Source organism: Streptomyces sp. NPDC006529 (genome assembly GCF_040611795.1).
GTDB lineage: Bacteria > Actinomycetota > Actinomycetes > Streptomycetales > Streptomycetaceae > Streptomyces.
In genome coordinates, this window is sequence record NZ_JBEXPB010000012.1 from 40,599 (window position 1) to 59,846 (window position 19,248).

Sequence of the window (19,248 nt, forward strand, 5' to 3'; positions counted from 1 at the left end):
CCCGGCCGGTTCAAGCGACCGGACGGATTACTTGATGTCCTGGTAGCACGGCTCGTTGCCGCTGAGGAGGCGCAGCTTGAGGTCCGGCAGCGTGAAGGTGCCCGCCGTCGTCGCCCATGCCTTCTGCCGCACGTTGGTCAGCGTGGCCTTCTTCGCGCGCTGCGAGAAGAGACCGCCATCGGACACCGTGCCGGCCTGCGGCTTGGTGGTGTGGCTCGCGTCGCCGACCGCGACACCGATGTCGAGCTGCTCGAACTTGGCGTCCGCGTCCAGCTCGGCGACATCGAGGTAGATGTTCTCCGCGACGGCGGGACGGCCCTTGTTGCCCGTCCGCAGCTGCAGGGTGATGTTGCCGAGACCGGGCACCGGGGTGACCAGGGACTGGCACATGTTGGTGATCTCGGCGTGGCTGAACCCGGAGATGGTGACCGGGTGGTACGCGTCCTTCTTGTCGTCGCCGAGGGTCTTGCCCTTGGCCACGCTGCCGTACTGGATCAGGTTGTCACCGACGAGCTCGTCGGCCGACACCTTGAAGTCCTGGCCCGAGACGCTGAAGGACGCCGCGAGAGCGCCCTGCGCCAGACCCACGCCCACCGCGGCGGTCGCCGCGATGCTCGGCACCATGACGAGAGCGAAGCGCTTCCATCTGGTCCCACCACGAACCTGGGAAATCATGTTGGTCCTCCTCATCGGACGTACATCTCCGGTCCGGGCCGTGCCCGTCCTGGGATGGGAGAAGTGCTACGTCCTCGGGAAGGAGCGCAGGCGACCGGGTCGCGGCTGTACCGCGTCAGGAACACCGGCGATCACCCCCGAGCGACAACCACTGGGCCACGCGTTCGCGCAACCTGATGAGGACAGGAACCGCCCGGGTGCGGCGGCTACCCCCCTGTCCCGCGTCCGGCGCCCCTGGCGCCGGCCGGCTCGGTGGGGACCCCTCCGCGCGGTGCCGGGTGACCGGCGCTGCGGGATGGACCGAGCGTGGCCGATCGTTGTCCATTCCCGGCCGGGGCACAAGGGGGTTCGTTACTGGCGGGTAACGGCTGGATAACCTGAGTGCGGCACGTCGCCGTCGGGCAGCAACACAGGGTGTCACCCATGGCCACGACAGATGCGACGAAGAGCGAACCAACCGGACAGTTCACGGGGTTCGGCTTACTGGGAGTAACAGCGACCGCGATTACCAAGTTTTGGCAAAGTGCGGCCGCTGTTTATCTCCGTGTCAACAAATCACCGGCGGTCCACCGGCATGCGAGCGGGCCTGGGCGCGAACCACCGCGCCGGCCGTGGGCCGCGCCCTAGAAGAGCACCCGCGCGAGGGCGGTGCGGGCGGCCGAGACCCGGGGATCGTCCGCCCCGATGACCTCGAACAGCTCCAGCAGCCGCAGCCGTACCGCGTTGCGGTCGTCACCCGCCGTGACGCGGACGGCGTCCACCAGCCGCCCGAAGGCGTCCTGCACGTGACCGCCCGCCATGTCCAGGTCGGCCGCCGCGATCTGCGCCGCCGGATCGGCCGGCCGCGCGGCCGCCGCGGCGCGCACCGCCTGCGGGTCCATGTGCTGCACCCGCGCGAGGAGCTCCGCCTGGGCCAGGCCCAGCTTGGCCTCGCTGTTGGCCGGGTCCCCGGCCAGTACGTTCTTGTACGCCTGGACGGCTCCGCCCAGGTCGCCCGCGTCCAGCGCGACGACGGCCGCTTCGAGCAGCGCGTCGTAGGGGCCCTCCGGCTCCTCGTCCACGCCGCCCGCGGGGCCGCCGTACGCGCCCTGGGCGGCCGGGTCGACCGCGATGCCGGTGAGGCCGTAGCGCTCCTCGGCGACCTGGATGAGCTGGCCGAGCGTCTCGCGGATCTGCTGCTCGGGCACGGCGCCCTGGAACAGCGGCAGTGCCTGACCGGCGACGACCGCGAACACGGCGGGGATGCCCTGGACGCCGAACTGCTGCATCAGCAGCTGGTTGGCGTCGACATCGATCTTGGCCAGAACCAGTCGGCCGTTCGCTCCGGTGACCAGGCGCTCCAGCACCGGGCTGAGCTGCTTGCACGGCTCGCACCACTCGGCCCAGAAGTCGATGACGACCGGGACCTGGTGCGAGAGTTCGAGCACGTCGAGTTCGAAACCGGCCTCGTCGACATCGATGACGAGCGCCGACGGCGCCACGGCGCCGGGGACGGCGCCGTCGGCGCCGCCCTGCCGGGCCGCGGCCGCGCGCGCCTGCTCCGCCTTCGCCTTGGCCTCGCCGGCCGCCTTCACCGCGGCGAGGTCGACGACACCGCTCATGGACATGTTTCTGGGCTGCATGCGTACATCCTCCCCCGTGTGCGCGCGCCGACGAAAAGACCTCGTGAAAGACGTCGTAAAACAGCACTACGACCATCACCACGGCCGGCGCCGCGAACAGCACCGCCGAACCGCTTGCCGCACCACGGCCGGGCGTCGTCCGCACGGCCGTGCACCTGAACTGCGTGGCGCCGGGTCCCCACCTGGCGCCGTAGCTCGCGTGGTTGTCGCTCTTACGCTACGAGTCGTAGCGTAACTCCCTGCGGGACCTCGCGGTCCGTGATCTGAACCACACCGTGCGGGGTCCTGGCGGTTCCGCTACTGGCGGGTATGGTCACCGTCCATGCGCAACCCCGTCTCCGGTTCCGGCCGCACCGGCCGCCCCCGCAGCGCCACGGCGGACGCCGCGATCCTCGCCGCCACCCGGGACGCGCTGGTCGAGCTGGGCTGGTCGAAGCTGACCATGGGCGACGTCTCGGCCCGCGCGGGGGTCGCCAAGACCACCCTCTACCGCCGCTGGGCGGGCAAGAGCGAGCTGGTCGTGGACGCGGTCGCGGAACTCTTCGACTCCCTCGAACTCCCCGACCGGGGCTCGCTCCAGGCCGACATCGAGTACGTCGTCCTGCGGTTCGCGGAGCTGCTGCGGCGCCCGGAGGCCCGTACGGCGCTCATGGCGGTGGTCGCCGAATCCACCCGCGACGAGGCGCTGCGGGGCAGGATCCGGTCGGCGATCGTGGACCGGCAGAAACGTCTCGTCGTCCTGGGCCGCGAGCGCGCGCAGGCCCGCGGCGAACTTCCCTACGAAGCGGACGAGGACCTCGCCGGGCGCACCACGGACCTGATCTTCGACGTCATCGCGGGCACCGTGGTGCACCGCGCCCTGGTGAGCGCCGAACCGGTGGACGAGCTGTGGGTCGCCGCCTTCACCGCCCTGCTGATGCACGGGCTGCTGGGCGCGGACGGGGCGGCCCCGGCCTGACGGCGGACCTCCGACGCACGCGGGGCCGGCCGCGGCACGCTCCGCGCGCGCCACGACCGGCCCTCCGCTCGCCGGATACCGTCCGGCCGGAGCCGGACGCGGGATCAGAAGCCGGGCGGCTCCGTGTAGGTGCCCCACTCGTCCCGCAGCACGCCGCAGATCTCGCCGAGCGTCGCCTCGGCCCGTACGGCGTCCAGCATGGCCGGGATCATGTTCGACCCGTCCCGCGCCGCCGCCAGCATCGCGTCCAGACCCGCGCGGACCTTCGCGTCGTCGCGGCGGGCCTTGCGCTCCTTGAGCTCGCGGACCTGGACCACCTCGACCTCGTGGCTGACGCGGAGGATCTCCAGGTCACCGGTGACGGAGCCGTGGTGCACGTTGACGCCGACGACCCGCTTGTCGCCCTTCTCCAGCGAACGCTGGTACTGGAAGGCCGACTCGGCGATCTCCCCGGTGAACCAGCCGTCCTCGATGCCGCGCAGGATGCCCGAGGTGATGGGACCGATGGGGTGCCGGCCGTCGGGGTGGGCGCGCAGCCCGCGCTCCCGGATCTGGTCGAAGATCTTCTCGGCGTCGGCCTCGATCCGGTCGGTGAGCTGCTCGACGTACCAGGAACCGCCCAGCGGGTCGGCCACGTTGGCCACGCCCGTCTCCTCCATCAGCACCTGCTGCGTGCGCAGGGCGATCTCGGCGGCCTGCTCGCTCGGCAGCGCGAGGGTTTCGTCGAGGGCGTTGGTGTGCAGGGAGTTGGTGCCGCCGAGGACCGCTGCGAGGGCTTCCACGGCCGTGCGCACGACGTTGTTGTACGGCTGCTGGGCAGTCAGGGAGACGCCGGCCGTCTGGGTGTGGAAGCGCAGCCACATGGACTTGTCGGACGCAGCTCCGTAGACCTCCTTCATCCAGCGCGCCCAGATCCGGCGGGCGGCGCGGAACTTGGCGATCTCCTCGAAGAAGTCGAGGTGCGCGTCGAAGAAGAAGGACAGCCCGGGCGCGAAGTGGTCCACGTCCATGCCGCGCGAGAGTCCGAGTTCGACGTAGCCGAAGCCGTCGGCGAGGGTGTAGGCCAGCTCCTGCGCGGCCGTCGCCCCGGCTTCGCGGATGTGGTAGCCGGAGACGGAGAGCGGCTTGTAGGCGGGGATGCCCTCGGCGCAGTACTCCATCAGGTCGCCGATGAGGCGCAGGTGCGGCTCGGGTTCGAAGAGCCACTCCTTCTGGGCGATGTACTCCTTGAAGATGTCGGTCTGCAGCGTGCCGTTGAGCAGGGCCGGATCGACGCCCTGGCGCTCGGCGGCGACGAGGTACATGCAGAAGACGGGCACGGCGGGCCCGCTGATGGTCATCGACGTGGTGACGTCGCCGAGCGGGATGTCCCGGAACAGGACCTCCATGTCGGAGGCGGAGTCGATGGCGACCCCGCAGTGGCCGACCTCGCCCAGCGCGCGCGGGTCGTCGGAGTCGCGGCCCATCAGGGTGGGCATGTCGAAGGCGACCGAGAGGCCGCCGCCGCCCGCCGCGAGGATCATCTTGTAGCGCTCGTTGGTCTGCTCGGCGTTGCCGAACCCGGCGAACTGCCGGATGGTCCAGGTCCGCCCGCGGTAACCGGTGGCGTGCAGGCCGCGGGTGTACGGGTACTCGCCCGGCCAGCCGATGCGCTCGAAGCCCTCGTAGGTGTCCCCGGGGCGGGGGCCGTACACCGGCTCGACCTCGTCGCCGGAGAGCGTGGTGAAGTCGGCCTCGCGGGTGCGGGCCCTGTCGTAACGGGCCTGCCAGCGAAGGCGGCCTTGCTCGATGGCGTCAGCGTCCATGCTTCGAATTTACTAGGACGTCCTAGTAAATGTCGATGGCCCACCCCGGGAAGTCGTCCCGGGGTGGTGTGAGATCGAGCGCGCCTCCAGTGCGGAGGGCGGCGTCAGGCCTGCGCGGCCGCGGCCTGCGGGGCGCCGTTCACCAGGGGCTCGATCTCGGCGCGGACCTTGCGCTCGACGAAGAACGCCGCGAGCGGGATCGTGCCGGAGAGCATGACCCACAGCATCTTGCCGAAGGGCCACTTCGCCTTGGAGCCGAGGTCGAAGGCGAAGACCAGGTAGATCATGAAGAGCACGCCGTGGGCCTGGGAGACCACGAAGGTCAGGTCCGCGCCCTTGTCGAAGCCGTACTTGAAAATCATGCAGGTGCACAGCACCAGCAGCATCACTGCGGTGGCATAGGCCATCACCCGGTAGCGGGTCAGCACGCTCTTCTTCATGCCACTGAGCCTAACCGTCCGTTTTGCGCGATCTTGACCGGGGCCCGCTTCCCGGCCGACGGGCTACTTCGCGTCGAAGTCGTCCGCGGCCACCCGCAGCGGCCTGAGCAGCGCGAAGATCTCCCCGCACTCCTCCGCGTCGTAGGCGCCCAGCCCGAAGTCCATCGCCATCAGGTCCCGGGTCGCCGCCTCGACGACCTCGCGGCCCTTGTCGGTGATCGAGGCGAGCGTGCCGCGGCCGTCGTTCGGGTTGGGGCGCTTGGCGACCAGGCCGGAGCGGACCAGGCGGTCGACGGTGTTCGTCACCGACGTCGGGTGCACCATGAGGCGCTCGCCGATCTTCGACATGGGCAGCTCGCCGGCCTTGGAGAAGGTCAGCAGGACGAGTGCCTCGTACCGCGCGAAGGTCAGTCCGTACGGCTTCACCACCGCGTCGACCTCGCCGAGCAGGATCTGGTGCGCGCGCATGATCGAGGTGATCGCTGCCATCGAGGGCACCGGTCCCCAGCGCTGCTGCCACAGTTCGTCGGCGCGGGCGATGGGGTCGAAGGGGAGACTGAGCGGCTTGGGCACGGACCAGACCCTACCCGCCGGTCATTTGCGGGCGGAGGCCGTCTCACTCTTCGGCCCGTGGGGTTTCCGGTGCTCGTGCGGCCCGTGCGGCGTCGGCGCGGCCGTCGCGCGGAGTTCCGTGAGCAGGAACAGCACGACCGCGGTACCGAGCACCCCGGACCCCGCGACCACCAGGTGGACGGGCGCGAACTCCGCCGCGATCCCGGCCAGCGCCATGCCGACGCCCTGGAGGGTCATCAGCCCCGTGCTCAGCAGGGTCATGGCCCGGCCGCGCAGCTCGTCGGGGACCGCGTCGACGTACCACTGGTCCAGGCCCAGGGTGTAGGCGTGGGCCAGTCCCGCCGCAAGGAGGAGCACCAGCAGGACCGCCACGCCCGGCCGGACGGCGTACCCGAGGAGCGGCAGCGCCCCGACGGCCGCCAGCGGCGCCACGAGGCGCGAGCGGGCGGCGGCGCCGAGCGCGGAGCCCGCCCACAGCTCGCCGGCGATGGTGCCGACGGGCATCGCGCACATCAGCAGGCCCAGTACGGCCGTACCCGCGCCGATGCCGTCCGCGTACGGCGCCATCAGCGCCTCCGGTACGACGACGAACAGCGGCGGCAGCCAGAACATCAGCGTGATCGCCCGCAGCCTGCGGTCGCCGAAGACCGCGCCCACGGCGGCGAACGGCGAGGTGCGCCCCGCCCCGACGGCCCGCGCCGGACGGGCGCGGGTTCCCCAGCGCAGCAGCAGCGCGGAGCAGACGAAGGTGGCGGCGGTGATCGCGATCGCCCCGCGCGGCGAGAGCGCGGTGAGCAGGATCCCGCCGACGCCGAAGCCGATGAGCTGGGCGCTCTGGGCCACCATCCGCAGGAGCGAGCGCCCGAGGACGTAGGCGTCCCCGTCGCCGAGGATGTCGGCCAGCGAGGCGTTGCGGGTGCCCTGGAAGAGCGGCGCGACGAAGGCCATGGCGCACCGCAGCACGAACAGCAGCGCGACGGGCGTCCCCGGCAGCACCATCGCGGCGGCGCAGACGGCGCAGACCAGGTCGCAGACGACGAGCACCCGGCGGGCGGGATACCGGTCGGCGACCCCCGCGAGGAGGGTGCCGCCGAGGGCGTAGGGCAGGAACCCGAGGGCGAAGGTGAGGGCGCTGAGGAGGGGGGAGCCGGTGACCCGGAAGACGAGGACGGTGAGCGAGATCTCCGCGACGACGAGCCCGAGGACGGACATGAGGTGCGCGGCGAAGACGGGCCGGAACTCGCGGACCCGGAAGGCCGCGCGGTAGCCGGGAGGTGCGGTTGCCATGCCCGCAGCCTGCCGGGGGCGCCGGGGGCGCCCCAGTGATTCGGCCCTGCCCGAATGACCCCGGCGGGCTGGCAGGGCAGGCACCCTTGTCGGCCGTCAGGGCGTGAGCCGCGCCAGTTCCCGCCCGATCGCCGCGCGCAGCGCGTCGTGCCGCGGGCCGAGCGCGTACCGCCCGTCGCGCCACCGCTCCGGCGGGTACAGCCACACGGGTTTGCCCACCAGCTCCCCCGGTTCCCAGTCGAACCGCGGCCAGACGTGCGCGTGCAGGAAGGGGTCGGTGTTCCCGAGGATCTCCAGGTTGACCCGCCGGAAGGCGGGGTCCAGTGCCGAGCAGGCGCGCTCGACGGCTTCGCCGAGCGCGTCCATGCCGGCCAGGAACGCCAGCCGCCCGGCGCGCGGGAGGTCAGAGAGCCGCTGCACGGCCGGATCGTCCGCCAGCAGCACCGAGTACCCGGGGAGGAACTGGACGTCGCCGATCACCGCGAAGCCGGCCTCCAGCCGCCGGAGCACCGTGGGGTTCTCGCCCCGCAGCGCGCTGCCGATCCGGTCCTGCCGCCAGTCGTCATTGGTGATCATGGCGGGCGAGCCTACCGGGCGCCCGGCCGCGCGCGGCCGGTTCGCGTCACCCGGACGGGCCAAGGCGGGCCGGTGGGGGCGGGATCGCCCGGTCGGGGGAATCCGGGTCGCCGCGTTGCCGGGCGTGGCCTTGTGTGGGGGTATCGACTCTGGACCGAGCACTGGAGGGACCGTGCGGCCGGAAGGCTTCGACTACGAGACCCACAGCCGTCTCGCCGGTCCGTTCGCGGAGCCGGAGCCCGGTCCCGACGGTGTCTACCGGGTGGCGTACCGGTCCCTGCTGGCGCGGGAGCCGCACCGAATACGGGCCGTCGCGCTCATGACGCTGGCTCCGGCGCTGTCCGCCGTGCTGTTCCTCTACCTCGTCTGGCCGACCCACTGGACCGTCCGCGAGGGGGCCGCCCGGTGGCTGGTCCACTGCGACACCGTGATGCTCGTGTCCATCGCGTCGATCATGCTCTTCATGTTCGTCAACGTGGTGTCCATCGCCCACGCGACGATGATGGCCCGCGATCCGGTCCCGGTGCCGCCCGAACCCGGCGTCCGGGTCGCGTTCCTGACGACGTACGTGCCCGGCAAGGAGCCGCTCGCCATGGTGCGGGCCACCCTCCAGGGGGCCGTACGGGTCCGCCACCCCGGCCCGCTCGACGTCTGGCTCCTCGACGAGGGGGACGACCCGGACGCCCGGAAGCTGTGCGCGGAACTCGGCGTACGGCACTTCACCCGCAAGGGCGTGCCCGAGTGGAACACCCGCAAGGGCACCCACCGGGCCAGGACCAAGCACGGCAATTACAACTCCTGGCTGGTCCGGCACGGCGACGACTACGACGTCTTCGCCTCCGTCGACACCGACCACGTCCCGGCGACCAACTTCCTGGAGCGGATGCTCGGCTACTTCCGGGACCCCGACACCGCCTTCGTCGTCGGCCCGCAGGTGTACGGGAACTACACGACGGCCGTCACCAAGGCCGCCGAGTCCCAGCAGTACCTCTTCCACGCGCTGATCCAGCGCGCGGGCAACCGCTACGGCGCCCCCATGTTCGTCGGCACCAACAACGCCGTCCGGATCAGCGCGCTGCGCCAGGTCGGCGGGCTGTACGACTCGATCACCGAGGACATGGCCACCGGCTTCGAGCTGCACCGCCGCCGCAACCCCGCCACCGGGCGGTACTGGCGTTCCGTGTACACCCCGGACGTGCTCGCCGTCGGCGAGGGCCCGGCCTCCTGGACGGACTTCTTCACCCAGCAGCTGCGCTGGTCGCGCGGCACCTACGAGACCCTCTTGCGGCAGTACTGCAAGGGGTTCTTCCGCATGCCCGCCGGGCGCCGGCTCAACTACACGCTGATGCTCGTCTACTACCCCATGACCGCCGTGAACTGGTTCCTCGGCGTCCTCAGCTGCGTCCTGTTCCTCTGCCTCGGCGCTTCCGGCACCGAGGTCTCCTCCGAGGTCTGGCTGATGCTCTACACGGACGCCGCGGCCCTCCAGGTGGGCCTCTACCTGTGGAACCGCCGCCACAACGTCTCGCCGCACGAGCCCGAGGGCTCCGGCGGGCTGGCCGGCATGGCGATGTCCGCGATCTGCGCGCCGGTGTACCTGGCATCGCTGGGCTCGGCGGTGCTGCGCACCCGGGGCCGGTTCGTCGTCACCCCCAAGGGCGGCGACGCCAGCCCGGACCGGCTGTCGACCTTCCGGATCCACCTCTGCTGGGCGTTCGTGCTGCTCGTCTCGCTGGCCGCCTCGGTCCGCTACGGCCACACGCACGCGGCCATGCGGATCTGGGCGGTCCTCGCGCTGTGCGTCACCCTGTCCCCCCTGGCCGTCTGGGGCGTGACCGGCCTGCGCGGCCGCCGCGCCGGGGTCCGCGGACCCCGCGCGGCGCGCCCGCAGGCGCCCGGCGCGCACCGTACGGAGAGCGGCACCGGGACCGGGAGCGAGCCCGCAGACGGATCCGGGAGCGGGCCCGGCGAGGACCCGCGGCCCGCACTCGCCACCACGGGAGGGAACTGAGCCATGGCCCACCGCCCCTCGAAGCGGTTCAAGAAGACGGTCCTGGGCACCGGCGCGGCCCTCGTCCTGCTCGCGCTCAACGCCCCCGCCACACTCTCCTTCGCCGGGGACGCCTTCCATGCGTACAAGATCGGGCAGCGCAGCTACAAGGTCCAGTACGGATCGTGGGACCTGGTCGACCTGCCCGTCGAGTACCGGATCAACGCCATGCACGCCGCGCTCCTGCACACCGGCAAGGTGCTGCTCATCGCGGGCTCCGGCAACAACCAGCGCAACTTCGACCGGGGCACCTTCGAGACCGTCCTGTGGAACCCTGCCGACGACACCTTCAAGAAGATCCCGACCCCCGAGGACTTCTTCTGCTCCGGGCACGCCCAGCTCCCCGACGGGCGGCTGCTGGTGGCCGGCGGGACCGCCCGCTACGAGGTCCTCGACGGCAAGGTCACCCGGGCCGGCGGCGGCATGCGGGTCAAGAACGAGAACCCCGACAAGGCCGTCACGCTGAAGAAGGGCACCCGCTTCCGCTCCCCGTCCGGGGTGGAGTACGTGTCCCGGTTCGACGTCACCGTGCCGCCGGCCACGCGCGGGTTCGAGGCCGCCCCGGGCGACGGCGGCGCCGCGACGCCCTGGCGGGCCCGGGTGACGGCGGCCGAGGCGCGGGTCTTCGTCGAGGCGGTGCGGGAGGGCCGCGAGGGCCTGACCACGCAGGCGGCGCAGTACCGGGTCCTCGGCCTGCAGGGCAGGGACGCCGACGACGTCTACGGGCTGGCCGAGCGGCTCAGCACCGCCAAGCAGGACTTCCAGGGCATCAGGTCGGCGTACGAGTTCGACCCGCGGGCGGAGAAGTACGTCCCCGTCGACCCCATGCGGGACGCCCGCTGGTACCCGACCCTCGTCGGCCTCCAGGACGGCAGGGTGCTCGCGGTCTCCGGCCTCAACGACGTCGGCGACGTGGTCCCCGGCGACAACGAGATGTACGACCCGCGGACCCGGACGTGGAGCAAGGGGCCCTTCCACTACTTCCCCACCTACCCGGCGCTCTTCCTCACCCGGGGCGGCAGCCTCCTGTTCACCGGCTCCAACGCGGGGTACGGCCCCAAGGACAAGGGCCGCGCGCCCGGCATCTGGGACCCGGCGGCGAACCGGTTCACGCCGGTCGGCGGACTCGCCGACGCCGACCAGCTGGAGACCTCCTCCTCCGTCCTGCTGCCGCCCGCCCAGGACCAGAAGGTGATGGTGCTCGGCGGCGGCGGGGTCGGCGAGTCCCGGCTCTCCACCCGGCGCACCGCCGTGATCGACCTGAAGGCGCCGCACCCCGCCTTCCGCTCCACCGCTCCGCTGCCGCAGGGCACCCGCTACCTCAGCAGCGTGCTGCTGCCCGACGACTCCGTCTTCACCACCGGGGGCTCCTCCGACTACCGCGGCCGGGGCGCCTCCGACATCCGCAAGGCGCAGTTCTACTACCCGCGCCGCGACACCTTCGTGGCCGCGGCCGACCCCGCCGTGGGGCGCGACTACCACTCCGAGGCGCTGCTGCTGCCCGACGGGCGGGTGGCCACCTTCGGCTCGGACCCGCTCTTCGCGGACAAGGACAACACCAAGCTGGGGAAGTTCGAGCACCGCCTGGAGGTGTACACCCCGCCGTACCTCTACCGGGACCCGGCGCTGCGGCCCGTCCTCGGCGCGGGTCCGTCCGAGGTCGCGCCGGGCGGCCGGGCCGCCTTCGCGTCCCCGCACCCGGAGCGGATCGCCCGGGCCCGGCTGATGCGGCCGAGCGCGGTCACGCACTCCACGGACGTGGAGCAGCGCTCCGTCGAGCTGGGGGTGACCCGCACGGGCGGCTCGGTCACGGTGGAGGTCCCGGGCGACCCCACGCTCGTACCGCCCGGCTGGTACATGCTGTTCGCGGCCGACGCGGACGGGACGCCGTCGGTGGCGCGGTGGATCCGGGTCACGGAGCCGGTGACCGCGACGCCCACGTCCGACGTGGGGTGGATGCCGGCGGAGTGACGCCGGGGGGCGGCCTGCCGGGGGCGGCCTGCCGGGTCGCGGCGGGGTCGGCTCCCCCGGTCGCGCCGGGGCTCAGTCCTTGGCGCGGCGGGCGAGGCCCAGCGCGTAGTCCGGCCACCAGCGCCCGGCCTCCGGGCCGCCCCGGCAGGGGCCGTCCGATTCCCCGGGCCGCTTGACCCACAGGTACGCGTCGACCAGCGGGTCGCCCGTCCGGTCGGTGGGGCGCACGCCGAGCGCCCGGCCCGGTGGATTGCACCAGGCCTGCGGGCCGCTGCCCGGCAGCGGGCCCGCGCCGTTGCGGCTGGTGTCGATGACGAAGTGCTTGCCCCCGGTGCCCCGGGAGAGCGCGGCGCCGTACGCCCGGCCGGCCTCGTCCGGCTGGAAGTTGGACACGTTCAGCGAGAAGCCGTCGGCCCGCTCGATGCCCGCCTTGTACAGCGGCTCGACCAGCTTCTGCGGGTCCGGGATCCACGCGGGGTTGCCCGCGTCGAGGTAGACCTTGGTGTTCTTGTTCCGCTTCAGCCGGTCGATGGCGTCCGAGAGCAGCTGGTAGCGCTCCTCGTGGTGCTCGGCCTGGGTGCAGCCGTCCACGACGTGCGGGACGGCGTCCGGTTCCAGGACCACGAGCGCCTGCGCGTCGCCGATGTTGTCGGCGAAGGCACCGATCCAGCTGCGGTAGGCGGTGGCGTTCCATGCACCGCCGGCCGAGTGCTGGCCGCAGTCGCGGTAGGGGATGTTGTACGCCGTGAGCACCACCGTCCGGTGCGCCGCGCGGGCCCCTTCGACGGCCCGGCGGATCTCCGGCCCCGGATCGTCCCCCGCCCCCCACAGCGCCATCGGCTGGTCCGCGATCCGGCGCAGCACCTGGGCGTCACCGTTGCGTCCCTGCGCCTCCCAGGCCTCGACCTGGCGGGCGGCGTCGCTCTGCGGGTCCACCCAGTACGGCGACCCGGCGCCCTGCGGGTCGGCCGGCGCGGCCGCCGGGGTCCCGGCCGGGGCGGCCCCCGGCCCGGAGGAGGTACAGGCGGTGGCGGCCGCCAGCGCGAGGAGGACGAGGCTGGTCAGGGTGGTGGTGCGGCGGCGGCCTGGCATCCGGCTTCCTCGGTGCGGGCGGGGCGGGCAGCGGACCGGGACATCGTGACATGACGGACACGTGACGCGGCCGCGACGCCCCGCGCGGTGCCCCGCCGGGCCGGGTCGCGACGCGGCCGGGTCAGGACGCGGCCGGGTCCGCCCCCGTGGCCAGCGCGATCCCGAGCGGCGTGCGCTCGTAGAACACCTGGTGGCGGTGGCGGCGCGGCTCCAGCAGGCCCGCCCCGCGCAGCGCGTGCAGGTGCGCGGAGACGGAGGACGGCGCGAGGCCCAGCCGGTGGGCGAGCGCGGTCGTGGAGGCCGGTTCGCGCAGCGCGCACAGGACGTCGGCCCGCGCGCGGCCCAGCAGCCGGGCCAGGGCCGCCGGGGTCTCCTCGGCGGCCTGCGACCACAGGGCGCCGATCCCGCGGGCCGGATAGACGACGGTCGGCTGCCAGGGCGGGTCGTACCCGCCGACCACGTCGGGCCAGACGAAGGCGCTCGGCATCAGGAGCACGCCCTGGCCGTCGAGACAGCGGTCGTGGTGGGTGCGGCGGTGCAGGGTGAGCGTGCCGTCGGACCAGGTGAGGTCGGGGTGCAGCCCCTCGAACAGCCCGGCCAGCCCGGAGGCGGCGAGGCGGCGCGAGTGGAAGAGGACGTCGGCCTCCAGGATGGCTCGCAGCCGGGGCCAGTGCGGGGCGATCAGCGCGTGCCAGGCCCGCTCGGTGAGGTCGGCCAGGGTGCGCACGGCGCGCTCGGGGTCGGCGAGCAGCTCGCGCCCGGTCTCGCTCTCCAGCGCGCCGGGGGTGCAGGACAGGGAGAGCCGGATCTCCTCGTGCGCGGCGACGGGGTCCACGGCGCGGACCCGGGCCAGCTCCTCCTCGAAGGTGACGTCGGGGCCGAGCGGCGGCGGGCAGAGGAAGTCCGGATTGTGCCCGCGCACCGGCATGAGCAGCCACAGCGGCCGCAGGTCGAGCCCGGCCGCGGCGTCCCGGATGCCGTGCAGCCAGGGCAGGTGGTACCCCTGCCGCTCGGGCCGCTTCAGCGTCCGCACGGCCTCGGCGGTCTCCCAGCGCGGCGAGATCGCGAACCGGCACCGCAGCAGATCGGCCGCCCCGAACCGGTAGTGCACGGCCATGTCGTTCCTCTCACTTCGCCCGACACCGACGTAATACGCGTCTTACACTAGGGGCGTGGCGAAGACCAGGATCAGCATCAGCCTTGAGCAGGAGCAGGCCGAGCGCATCAGGCAGCACGCCGAACGGGCCGGGCTCGACGTCTCGGCCTATCTCGTGCACGCCGCGACCCGGCAGATGGCGGAGACCGACGCCATAGAGGCGCAGTTCGCGGGCGTGGACGCCCTGATCGCGGCGGCCGAGGCGGAGGCCGCGGACGCGGCGGACGCGCAGGGCAGCCCCCGGGAGCTGACGGCGCAGGAGCGCCGGGAGGTCGAGGCGGCCCTCGCGCTCGTCTACGGTCCGGACCGGTCCGGCGCCCGTCCCGGCGAAGCCGCGTGAGCCGGGCGAGGGTCCCCGTCTACGACACCGGGATGCTGATCGCCCTCGCCGACCGCAAGCCCAAGGCGGTCCGCCTGCACGAGGCGCTGCGGCAGACCCCGCACCGGGCGCTGGTCCTCGGGCCGGTGCTGGCCCAGGTGTGGCGGCCTGCGCCGGTGCTCGTCCACGCGCTGGCCACGACCCTGAAGGACTGCACCGTGCCGCAGGCGCGCGGTGCGGCCCCGCCGATGCGCGAGACCCGGGCGGGCCGCCCGGAGTGCATCGCCTGCGCGACCGGCTTCGACCTCACGGACTGGCGCCGGATCGGCACCGCCCTCGGGGCGGCCGCGCTGCCGCCGAAGAAGCGGCCGGACGCCGTCGACGCCTGCGTGGCCCTGGCCGCCGCGAAACACGGCAGCGCGGTGATCTTCACCAGCGACCCGGAGGACATCACGGCGTACCTGTCCGTGCTCGATCCGCCCGACGTGCACGTGCACGCCGTGTGAGCGGCCCCCGCCCCCTCAGCCCTCCGCGAGGTGCCGTTCCACCGTTTCGATCTTCGAGGTCATGCCGTCGCTGACGCCGGGGCGGATGTCGGCCTTGAGGACGAAGGAGACCCGGGGCGCCCGTGCCTCCACGGCGGCCACCGCGCGCCTGACCACGTCCATCACCTCGTCCCACTCGCCCTCGATGGTGGTGAACATCGCGTCGGTGCGGTTCGGGAGGCCCGACTCGCGCACGACGCGGACCGCGTCGGCGACGTACGCGCCGACCTCTTCGCCGACCCCCAGCGGGGTCACGGAGAACGCGACGATCATGCCCGCGCCGCCTCGCGCGCCCGCGCGGCCAGCACGCTGCTCGCCTCGTCGCGCTTGAGGATCCGGTCGCCGAAGAGGCCGCCGAAGGGCAGCAGCGCGAACAGGAAGAACAGGGCGACCTTCTTGAGCGGCCACTTCGCCTTGAGCCACACGTCCAGCAGGAAGACCGCGTAGATCACGAAGAGGATGCCGTGCAGGATGCCCAGCGGCATCATCAGGTAGTCGATGTCGGAGATCCGGCTCAGCAGCGAGCCGAAGATCAGCAGGGCCGGGAACGACAGCGCCTCGGGTACGGAAATGAGGCGCAGCCGGTGCAGGGCGGAGGCGGTCTTGATGTCCACAGGGAACCTTCGGGGTGGAGGCCGGGGGTCCGTCCCAGTGTCTCAGCAGGCCCGGCGGCCCTTCCGGCGGGTCCGGCTATGACGGATATCGGCCATGGGGCTCTGTTCGCACCGGCCCGCTGCCGTTAACGTCATCCCGTGGCTCAGTTCCGACTCCAAGGCAGCAAGGTGCTCGCCGTCGACCTGACCGGCGACGCCGTGAAAGCGAAGAACGGCTCGATGGTCGCGTACGACGGTCAGATGGCCTTCAAGAAGATGACCGGCGGGGGCGAGGGCCTCCGCGGGATGGTCACGCGCCGTCTCACCGGCGAGCAGATGACGATGATGGAGGTACAGGGACACGGCACCTGCTTCTTCGCCGACCGCGCGAGCGAGATCAACCTGGTCTCCCTGCGGGGCGAGAAGCTGTACGTCGAGTCCAGCAACCTCCTGTGCACCGACGCCGGTCTGCGCACCGGCACCACCTTCACCGGGCTGCGCGGCGGGGCGACGGGCAACGGCCTGTTCACCACGACCGTCGAGGGCTCGGGGCAGGCGGCGATCATGTCCGACGGCCCGGCCGTCGTGCTGCGGGTCAGCGGCCAGTACCCGCTCTCCGTGGACCCGGGCGCGTACATCGCGCACACCGGCAACCTCCAGCAGCACTTCCAGTCCGGGGTGAACTTCCGCACCCTGATCGGCGAGGGCTCGGGCGAGTCCTTCCAGATCCGCTTCGAGGGCGAGGGCCTGGTCTACGTGCAGCCCAGCGAGCGCAACACCATCGGGGGCGACCTCTGATGCCGTTCCGCGAGATCAACTCGAAGATGATCGAGGCCCAGGTGGCTCCCGGGCAGAAGCTCTACAGCCAGCGCGGGGCGATGCTCGCCTACCGCGGCGAGGTCTCCTTCACCCCCGACCTCACGGGCGGCCAGGGCGGCGTCATGGGCATGATCGGGCGCCGGGTGGCGAACGAGCAGACCCCGCTGATGACGGTCGAGGGCAGCGGCACGGTGATGTTCGGCCACGGCGGCCACCACATCCAGGTCATCAACCTCTCGGGCGAGACCCTCTACGTCGAGGCGGACCGGCTGCTCGCCTTCGACGGCACCCTCCAGCAGGGCACGATGTTCATGGGCTCGCAGGGCGGGGTCATGGGCATGGTGCGCGGCCAGGTCACCGGCCAGGGCCTGTTCACCACGACCCTCAAGGGCCACGGCGCGGTCGCGGTGATGGCGCACGGCGGGGTCATCGAGCTGCCGATCACCCCGCAGCGCCCGGTGCACGTGGACCCCCAGGCCTACGTCGCCCACCACGGCGAGGTGCGCAACAAGCTCTCGACCGCGCTGGGCTGGCGGGACATGGTGGGCCGCGGTTCGGGCGAGGCGTTCCAGCTGGAGCTGTCCGGCCAGGGCGCGGTGTACGTACAGGCGTCGGAGGAGAAGCTGTGAACTACGGACCGGTGCCGGGCGGACCCGGCGGGCCGACGGTCTTCGACCCGCACACGCTGCCGTCCGACGACAACGTCAACGCGTACACCTTCTGCGTGGAGCTCAAAGGGAGCCAGTGGTTCCTGCAGAAGGGCAAGATGATCGCCTATTACGGGCGGATCGAGTTCAACGGGATCGGGAACGGCCGGTTCGACCGGCTGCTGCGGACGAGCTTCCACTCGCCGCTGCACGCGAGCGACTGGGTGGTGGCCGAGGGGCAGGGCAAGATGCTCCTCGCCGACCGGGCCTTCGACGTGAACTCCTACGACCTGGAGAACGGGAACCTGACGATCCGGTCGGGGAACCTGCTGGCCTACCAGCCCACCCTCGCCCTGAAGCAGTCGATCGTCCCGGGGTTCCTGACGCTGATCGGAACCGGGAAGTTCGTGGCCGCGTCCAACGGTCCGGTGGTGTTCATGGAGCCGCCGCTGCGGGTCGACCCGCAGGCGCTGGTGGGCTGGGCCGACTGCCCCTCGCCGTGTCACCACTACGACCACGGGTACATGTCCGGGGTGCTGGGCGGGCTGCGCTCGCTGACCGGGATCGGCGGCACCTCCGGCGAGGAGCACCAGTTCGAGTTCGTCGGGGCGGGCACGGTGCTGCTCCAGTCGACGGAGCTGCTGATGGCGGAGCAGGCGGTCGGGGCGGTGGGAGCCGGTGCGGCCGCGGGCAACGCGCAGGGCGTTCCGGGCGCCGGCCAGGGGCCGCTGGGCCAGCTGGGCGTGCCGCGGATGCCGGGGCAGCTGGGTGATCTCCAGCGGCGGTTCGGGCTGTGACCGCCCGGCGCGCGCCCTGGGGCCCGGCGTACAGGGTGACATGCGGTGTGACATGCAATTTTTGTACGTAATTCAACTTCTTAGGTAGAGTTCATTCATGGAGACCATGGAGACCGAGACGGCCACTCGTTGGCTCACCGACGCCGAGCAGTGCGCCTGGCGCACCCACCTGGACGTCAGCAGACTGCTGATGCACCAGCTGGAAAAGGATCTCCAGCCCTTCGGGCTCACCAACAACGACTACGAGATCCTGGTCAACCTCTCGGAGTCCGAGGGCCTGCGGATGCGGATGAGCGACCTCGCCACCTCGACGCTGCAGTCCAAGAGCCGGCTCTCGCACCAGATCACCCGCATGGAGAGCGCGGGGCTGGTCGTCCGGGTCAACTGCGAGTCCGACCGCCGGGGACTGTACGCCGTGCTGACCGAGGAGGGCATGGAGCTGATGCGCAAGGTCGCCCCGCACCACGTCGCGTCCGTCCGCAAGCACTTCATCGACCTGCTGAGCCCGCAGGGCCTCGTGGATCTGCAGGCCTCGCTGGGGCCGGTGGCCGAGCACCTGCGGGACCGGCGCGGCAAGGCCTGAGCGGGCGGCGGCGGCCCGTCCCGACGGCCCGCCGCGCCGTCCGCGCCGAAATCCCCCAGCATGGTGAGGGGGCTTTTTTCCGGCAAGGAGGTCAGCCATGCAGCGCCATCTGCTCGTCCCGTCCGCCGTGGCCGTGGTCCTGATGGCCGGCGGCCCGGTCGCGGCCGCCGCCGCCGCCCCGAGCGCCGCCGACGCGGCCAGAGCGGGGGCCGCGGTCACCGCCGTACCGGCCGACGCATCGGCCGAGACGGCCGCCACCACGGCCCTCAAGCGCGTCCCGGGCGTCATAGAGTCGGTCGACAAGGACGGCTCCGTCTGGCACGTCGACGCGATCGGCAAGAACGGCAGGCACACCGAGCTGGAGGTCGACGCCCGCAGCGGCCGGATCACCCAGCAGAACGCCGACGACAACAGCGACGACCACGGCAACGACGGCGACCGCAAGGCCCTGATCGCCGCCAAGGTCACCGCCGTCAAGGCCATGAAGGCCGCCGTCGCCGCCCGTCCCGGCCAGGTCTGGTCCGTCAGCTGGGACGACGACGACAACGACAACGGCGGCCACGCCCGCTACTGGGACGTCGAGGTCAAGACCTCCGGCGGGAAGACGCAGAACGTCCACGTCGACCCCACCAGCGGCAAGATCCTCTCGTCGCACTCCGACAGCGGAGACCGCGACAACAACGACAACGACAACGACGGGAACGACGACGGCAACTGACCGGCGTCGGCCCCGCCCGCCC

General features: G+C 72.2%; 21 protein-coding genes. 10 read left to right on the forward strand and 11 right to left on the reverse strand.

Going from position 1 to position 19,248, the window contains the following annotated elements:
* Nucleotides 1–27: 27 nt before the first annotated feature.
* Both ABZY31_RS12125 and ABZY31_RS12130 read right to left on the reverse strand, forming a co-directional pair.
* Nucleotides 28–675 (reverse strand): DUF6230 family protein, encoded by a 648-nt coding sequence (locus ABZY31_RS12125; protein WP_356408114.1) that lies wholly within the window; start codon nucleotides 673–675, stop codon nucleotides 28–30.
* A gap of 623 nt (nucleotides 676–1,298) precedes the next feature.
* Nucleotides 1,299–2,297, reverse strand: coding sequence for a tetratricopeptide repeat protein (locus ABZY31_RS12130; protein WP_356408117.1), 999 nt, complete (start codon nucleotides 2,295–2,297; stop codon nucleotides 1,299–1,301).
* A 322-nt stretch (nucleotides 2,298–2,619) separates the two neighbouring features.
* Here ABZY31_RS12130 and ABZY31_RS12135 point away from each other — a divergent pair, with 322 nt between their 5' ends.
* Nucleotides 2,620–3,255, forward strand: coding sequence for a TetR/AcrR family transcriptional regulator (locus ABZY31_RS12135; protein WP_356408120.1), 636 nt, complete (start codon nucleotides 2,620–2,622; stop codon nucleotides 3,253–3,255).
* 104 nt (nucleotides 3,256–3,359) lie between these two features.
* Here the strand turns inward: ABZY31_RS12135 and ABZY31_RS12140 are convergent, their stop codons facing one another.
* The 5 genes from ABZY31_RS12140 to ABZY31_RS12160 all read right to left on the reverse strand — a co-directional run bounded on the left by ABZY31_RS12140 (nucleotide 3,360) and on the right by ABZY31_RS12160 (nucleotide 7,936).
* On the reverse strand, nucleotides 3,360–5,060 hold the full coding sequence (locus ABZY31_RS12140) for a methylmalonyl-CoA mutase family protein (RefSeq protein WP_356408123.1): 1,701 nt from the start codon (nucleotides 5,058–5,060) through the stop codon (nucleotides 3,360–3,362).
* A 104-nt stretch (nucleotides 5,061–5,164) separates the two neighbouring features.
* A complete protein-coding gene (locus ABZY31_RS12145) occupies nucleotides 5,165–5,500 on the reverse strand; it encodes a DUF3817 domain-containing protein (RefSeq protein WP_356408126.1) in 336 nt (111 codons plus the stop codon).
* Nucleotides 5,501–5,563: 63 nt separating this feature from the next.
* Entirely contained in the window at nucleotides 5,564–6,073 is a 510-nt protein-coding gene (locus tag ABZY31_RS12150; RefSeq protein WP_356408129.1) for a MarR family transcriptional regulator, read from the reverse strand.
* Between the two features lie 21 nt (nucleotides 6,074–6,094).
* Entirely contained in the window at nucleotides 6,095–7,360 is a 1,266-nt protein-coding gene (locus ABZY31_RS12155; RefSeq protein WP_356408132.1) for an MFS transporter, read from the reverse strand.
* Between the two features lie 96 nt (nucleotides 7,361–7,456).
* Complete coding sequence (locus tag ABZY31_RS12160; RefSeq protein ID WP_356408135.1) at nucleotides 7,457–7,936, reverse strand: diadenosine tetraphosphate hydrolase; 480 nt, start codon at nucleotides 7,934–7,936, stop codon at nucleotides 7,457–7,459.
* Nucleotides 7,937–8,108: 172 nt separating this feature from the next.
* On the opposite strand from ABZY31_RS12160, the gene ABZY31_RS12165 reads away from it, so the two are divergent.
* Both ABZY31_RS12165 and ABZY31_RS12170 read left to right on the forward strand, forming a co-directional pair.
* A complete protein-coding gene (locus tag ABZY31_RS12165) occupies nucleotides 8,109–9,947 on the forward strand; it encodes a cellulose synthase catalytic subunit (protein ID WP_356408138.1) in 1,839 nt (612 codons plus the stop codon).
* 3 nt (nucleotides 9,948–9,950) lie between these two features.
* A complete protein-coding gene (locus ABZY31_RS12170; RefSeq protein ID WP_356408140.1) occupies nucleotides 9,951–11,957 on the forward strand; it encodes a kelch motif-containing protein in 2,007 nt (668 codons plus the stop codon).
* 72 nt (nucleotides 11,958–12,029) lie between these two features.
* Here the strand turns inward: ABZY31_RS12170 and ABZY31_RS12175 are convergent, their stop codons facing one another.
* Nucleotides 12,030–13,049: a glycoside hydrolase family 6 protein gene (locus ABZY31_RS12175; RefSeq protein ID WP_356408143.1), complete on the reverse strand. Its 1,020-nt coding sequence runs from the start codon at nucleotides 13,047–13,049 to the stop codon at nucleotides 12,030–12,032.
* A 121-nt stretch (nucleotides 13,050–13,170) separates the two neighbouring features.
* Nucleotides 13,171–14,166 carry a DUF5937 family protein gene (locus ABZY31_RS12180; RefSeq protein ID WP_356408146.1) on the reverse strand — a complete coding sequence of 332 codons (996 nt, stop codon included), beginning with the start codon at nucleotides 14,164–14,166 and terminating at the stop codon, nucleotides 13,171–13,173.
* A gap of 55 nt (nucleotides 14,167–14,221) precedes the next feature.
* Here ABZY31_RS12180 and ABZY31_RS12185 point away from each other — a divergent pair, with 55 nt between their 5' ends.
* The gene (locus ABZY31_RS12185) at nucleotides 14,222–14,545 is read left to right on the forward strand and encodes a ribbon-helix-helix protein, CopG family (protein WP_356408149.1); all 324 of its coding nucleotides are present in this window, start codon (nucleotides 14,222–14,224) and stop codon (nucleotides 14,543–14,545) included.
* Nucleotides 14,542–15,030 (forward strand): hypothetical protein, encoded by a 489-nt coding sequence (locus ABZY31_RS12190; protein WP_356408152.1) that lies wholly within the window; start codon nucleotides 14,542–14,544, stop codon nucleotides 15,028–15,030. Before ABZY31_RS12185 ends, ABZY31_RS12190 begins: the two co-directional genes overlap by 4 nt.
* 15 nt (nucleotides 15,031–15,045) lie before the next feature.
* Here ABZY31_RS12190 and ABZY31_RS12195 read toward each other — a convergent pair whose 3' ends face one another.
* Together ABZY31_RS12195 and ABZY31_RS12200 are read right to left on the reverse strand one after the other, a co-directional pair.
* Complete coding sequence (locus ABZY31_RS12195; protein ID WP_356408155.1) at nucleotides 15,046–15,342, reverse strand: MTH1187 family thiamine-binding protein; 297 nt, start codon at nucleotides 15,340–15,342, stop codon at nucleotides 15,046–15,048.
* Nucleotides 15,339–15,683 (reverse strand): DUF3817 domain-containing protein, encoded by a 345-nt coding sequence (locus tag ABZY31_RS12200; protein ID WP_356408158.1) that lies wholly within the window; start codon nucleotides 15,681–15,683, stop codon nucleotides 15,339–15,341. The genes ABZY31_RS12195 and ABZY31_RS12200 overlap by 4 nt, the downstream gene beginning before the upstream one ends.
* A 138-nt stretch (nucleotides 15,684–15,821) precedes the next feature.
* On the opposite strand from ABZY31_RS12200, the gene ABZY31_RS12205 reads away from it, so the two are divergent.
* The 5 genes from ABZY31_RS12205 to ABZY31_RS12225 all read left to right on the forward strand — a co-directional run bounded on the left by ABZY31_RS12205 (nucleotide 15,822) and on the right by ABZY31_RS12225 (nucleotide 19,226).
* Nucleotides 15,822–16,460, forward strand: a complete 639-nt coding sequence (locus tag ABZY31_RS12205; protein WP_356408161.1) for an AIM24 family protein — start codon at nucleotides 15,822–15,824, stop codon at nucleotides 16,458–16,460.
* Nucleotides 16,460–17,110, forward strand: coding sequence for an AIM24 family protein (locus ABZY31_RS12210; RefSeq protein ID WP_356408164.1), 651 nt, complete (start codon nucleotides 16,460–16,462; stop codon nucleotides 17,108–17,110). The genes ABZY31_RS12205 and ABZY31_RS12210 overlap by 1 nt, the downstream gene beginning before the upstream one ends.
* 11 nt (nucleotides 17,111–17,121) lie before the next feature.
* Complete coding sequence (locus tag ABZY31_RS12215) at nucleotides 17,122–17,925, forward strand: AIM24 family protein (RefSeq protein ID WP_356408345.1); 804 nt, start codon at nucleotides 17,122–17,124, stop codon at nucleotides 17,923–17,925.
* 106 nt (nucleotides 17,926–18,031) lie between these two features.
* On the forward strand, nucleotides 18,032–18,508 hold the full coding sequence (locus ABZY31_RS12220; protein ID WP_356408348.1) for a MarR family transcriptional regulator: 477 nt from the start codon (nucleotides 18,032–18,034) through the stop codon (nucleotides 18,506–18,508).
* 97 nt (nucleotides 18,509–18,605) lie between these two features.
* Nucleotides 18,606–19,226 carry a PepSY domain-containing protein gene (locus ABZY31_RS12225; protein ID WP_356408167.1) on the forward strand — a complete coding sequence of 207 codons (621 nt, stop codon included), beginning with the start codon at nucleotides 18,606–18,608 and terminating at the stop codon, nucleotides 19,224–19,226.
* The last annotated feature ends 22 nt before the right edge of the window (nucleotides 19,227–19,248 follow it).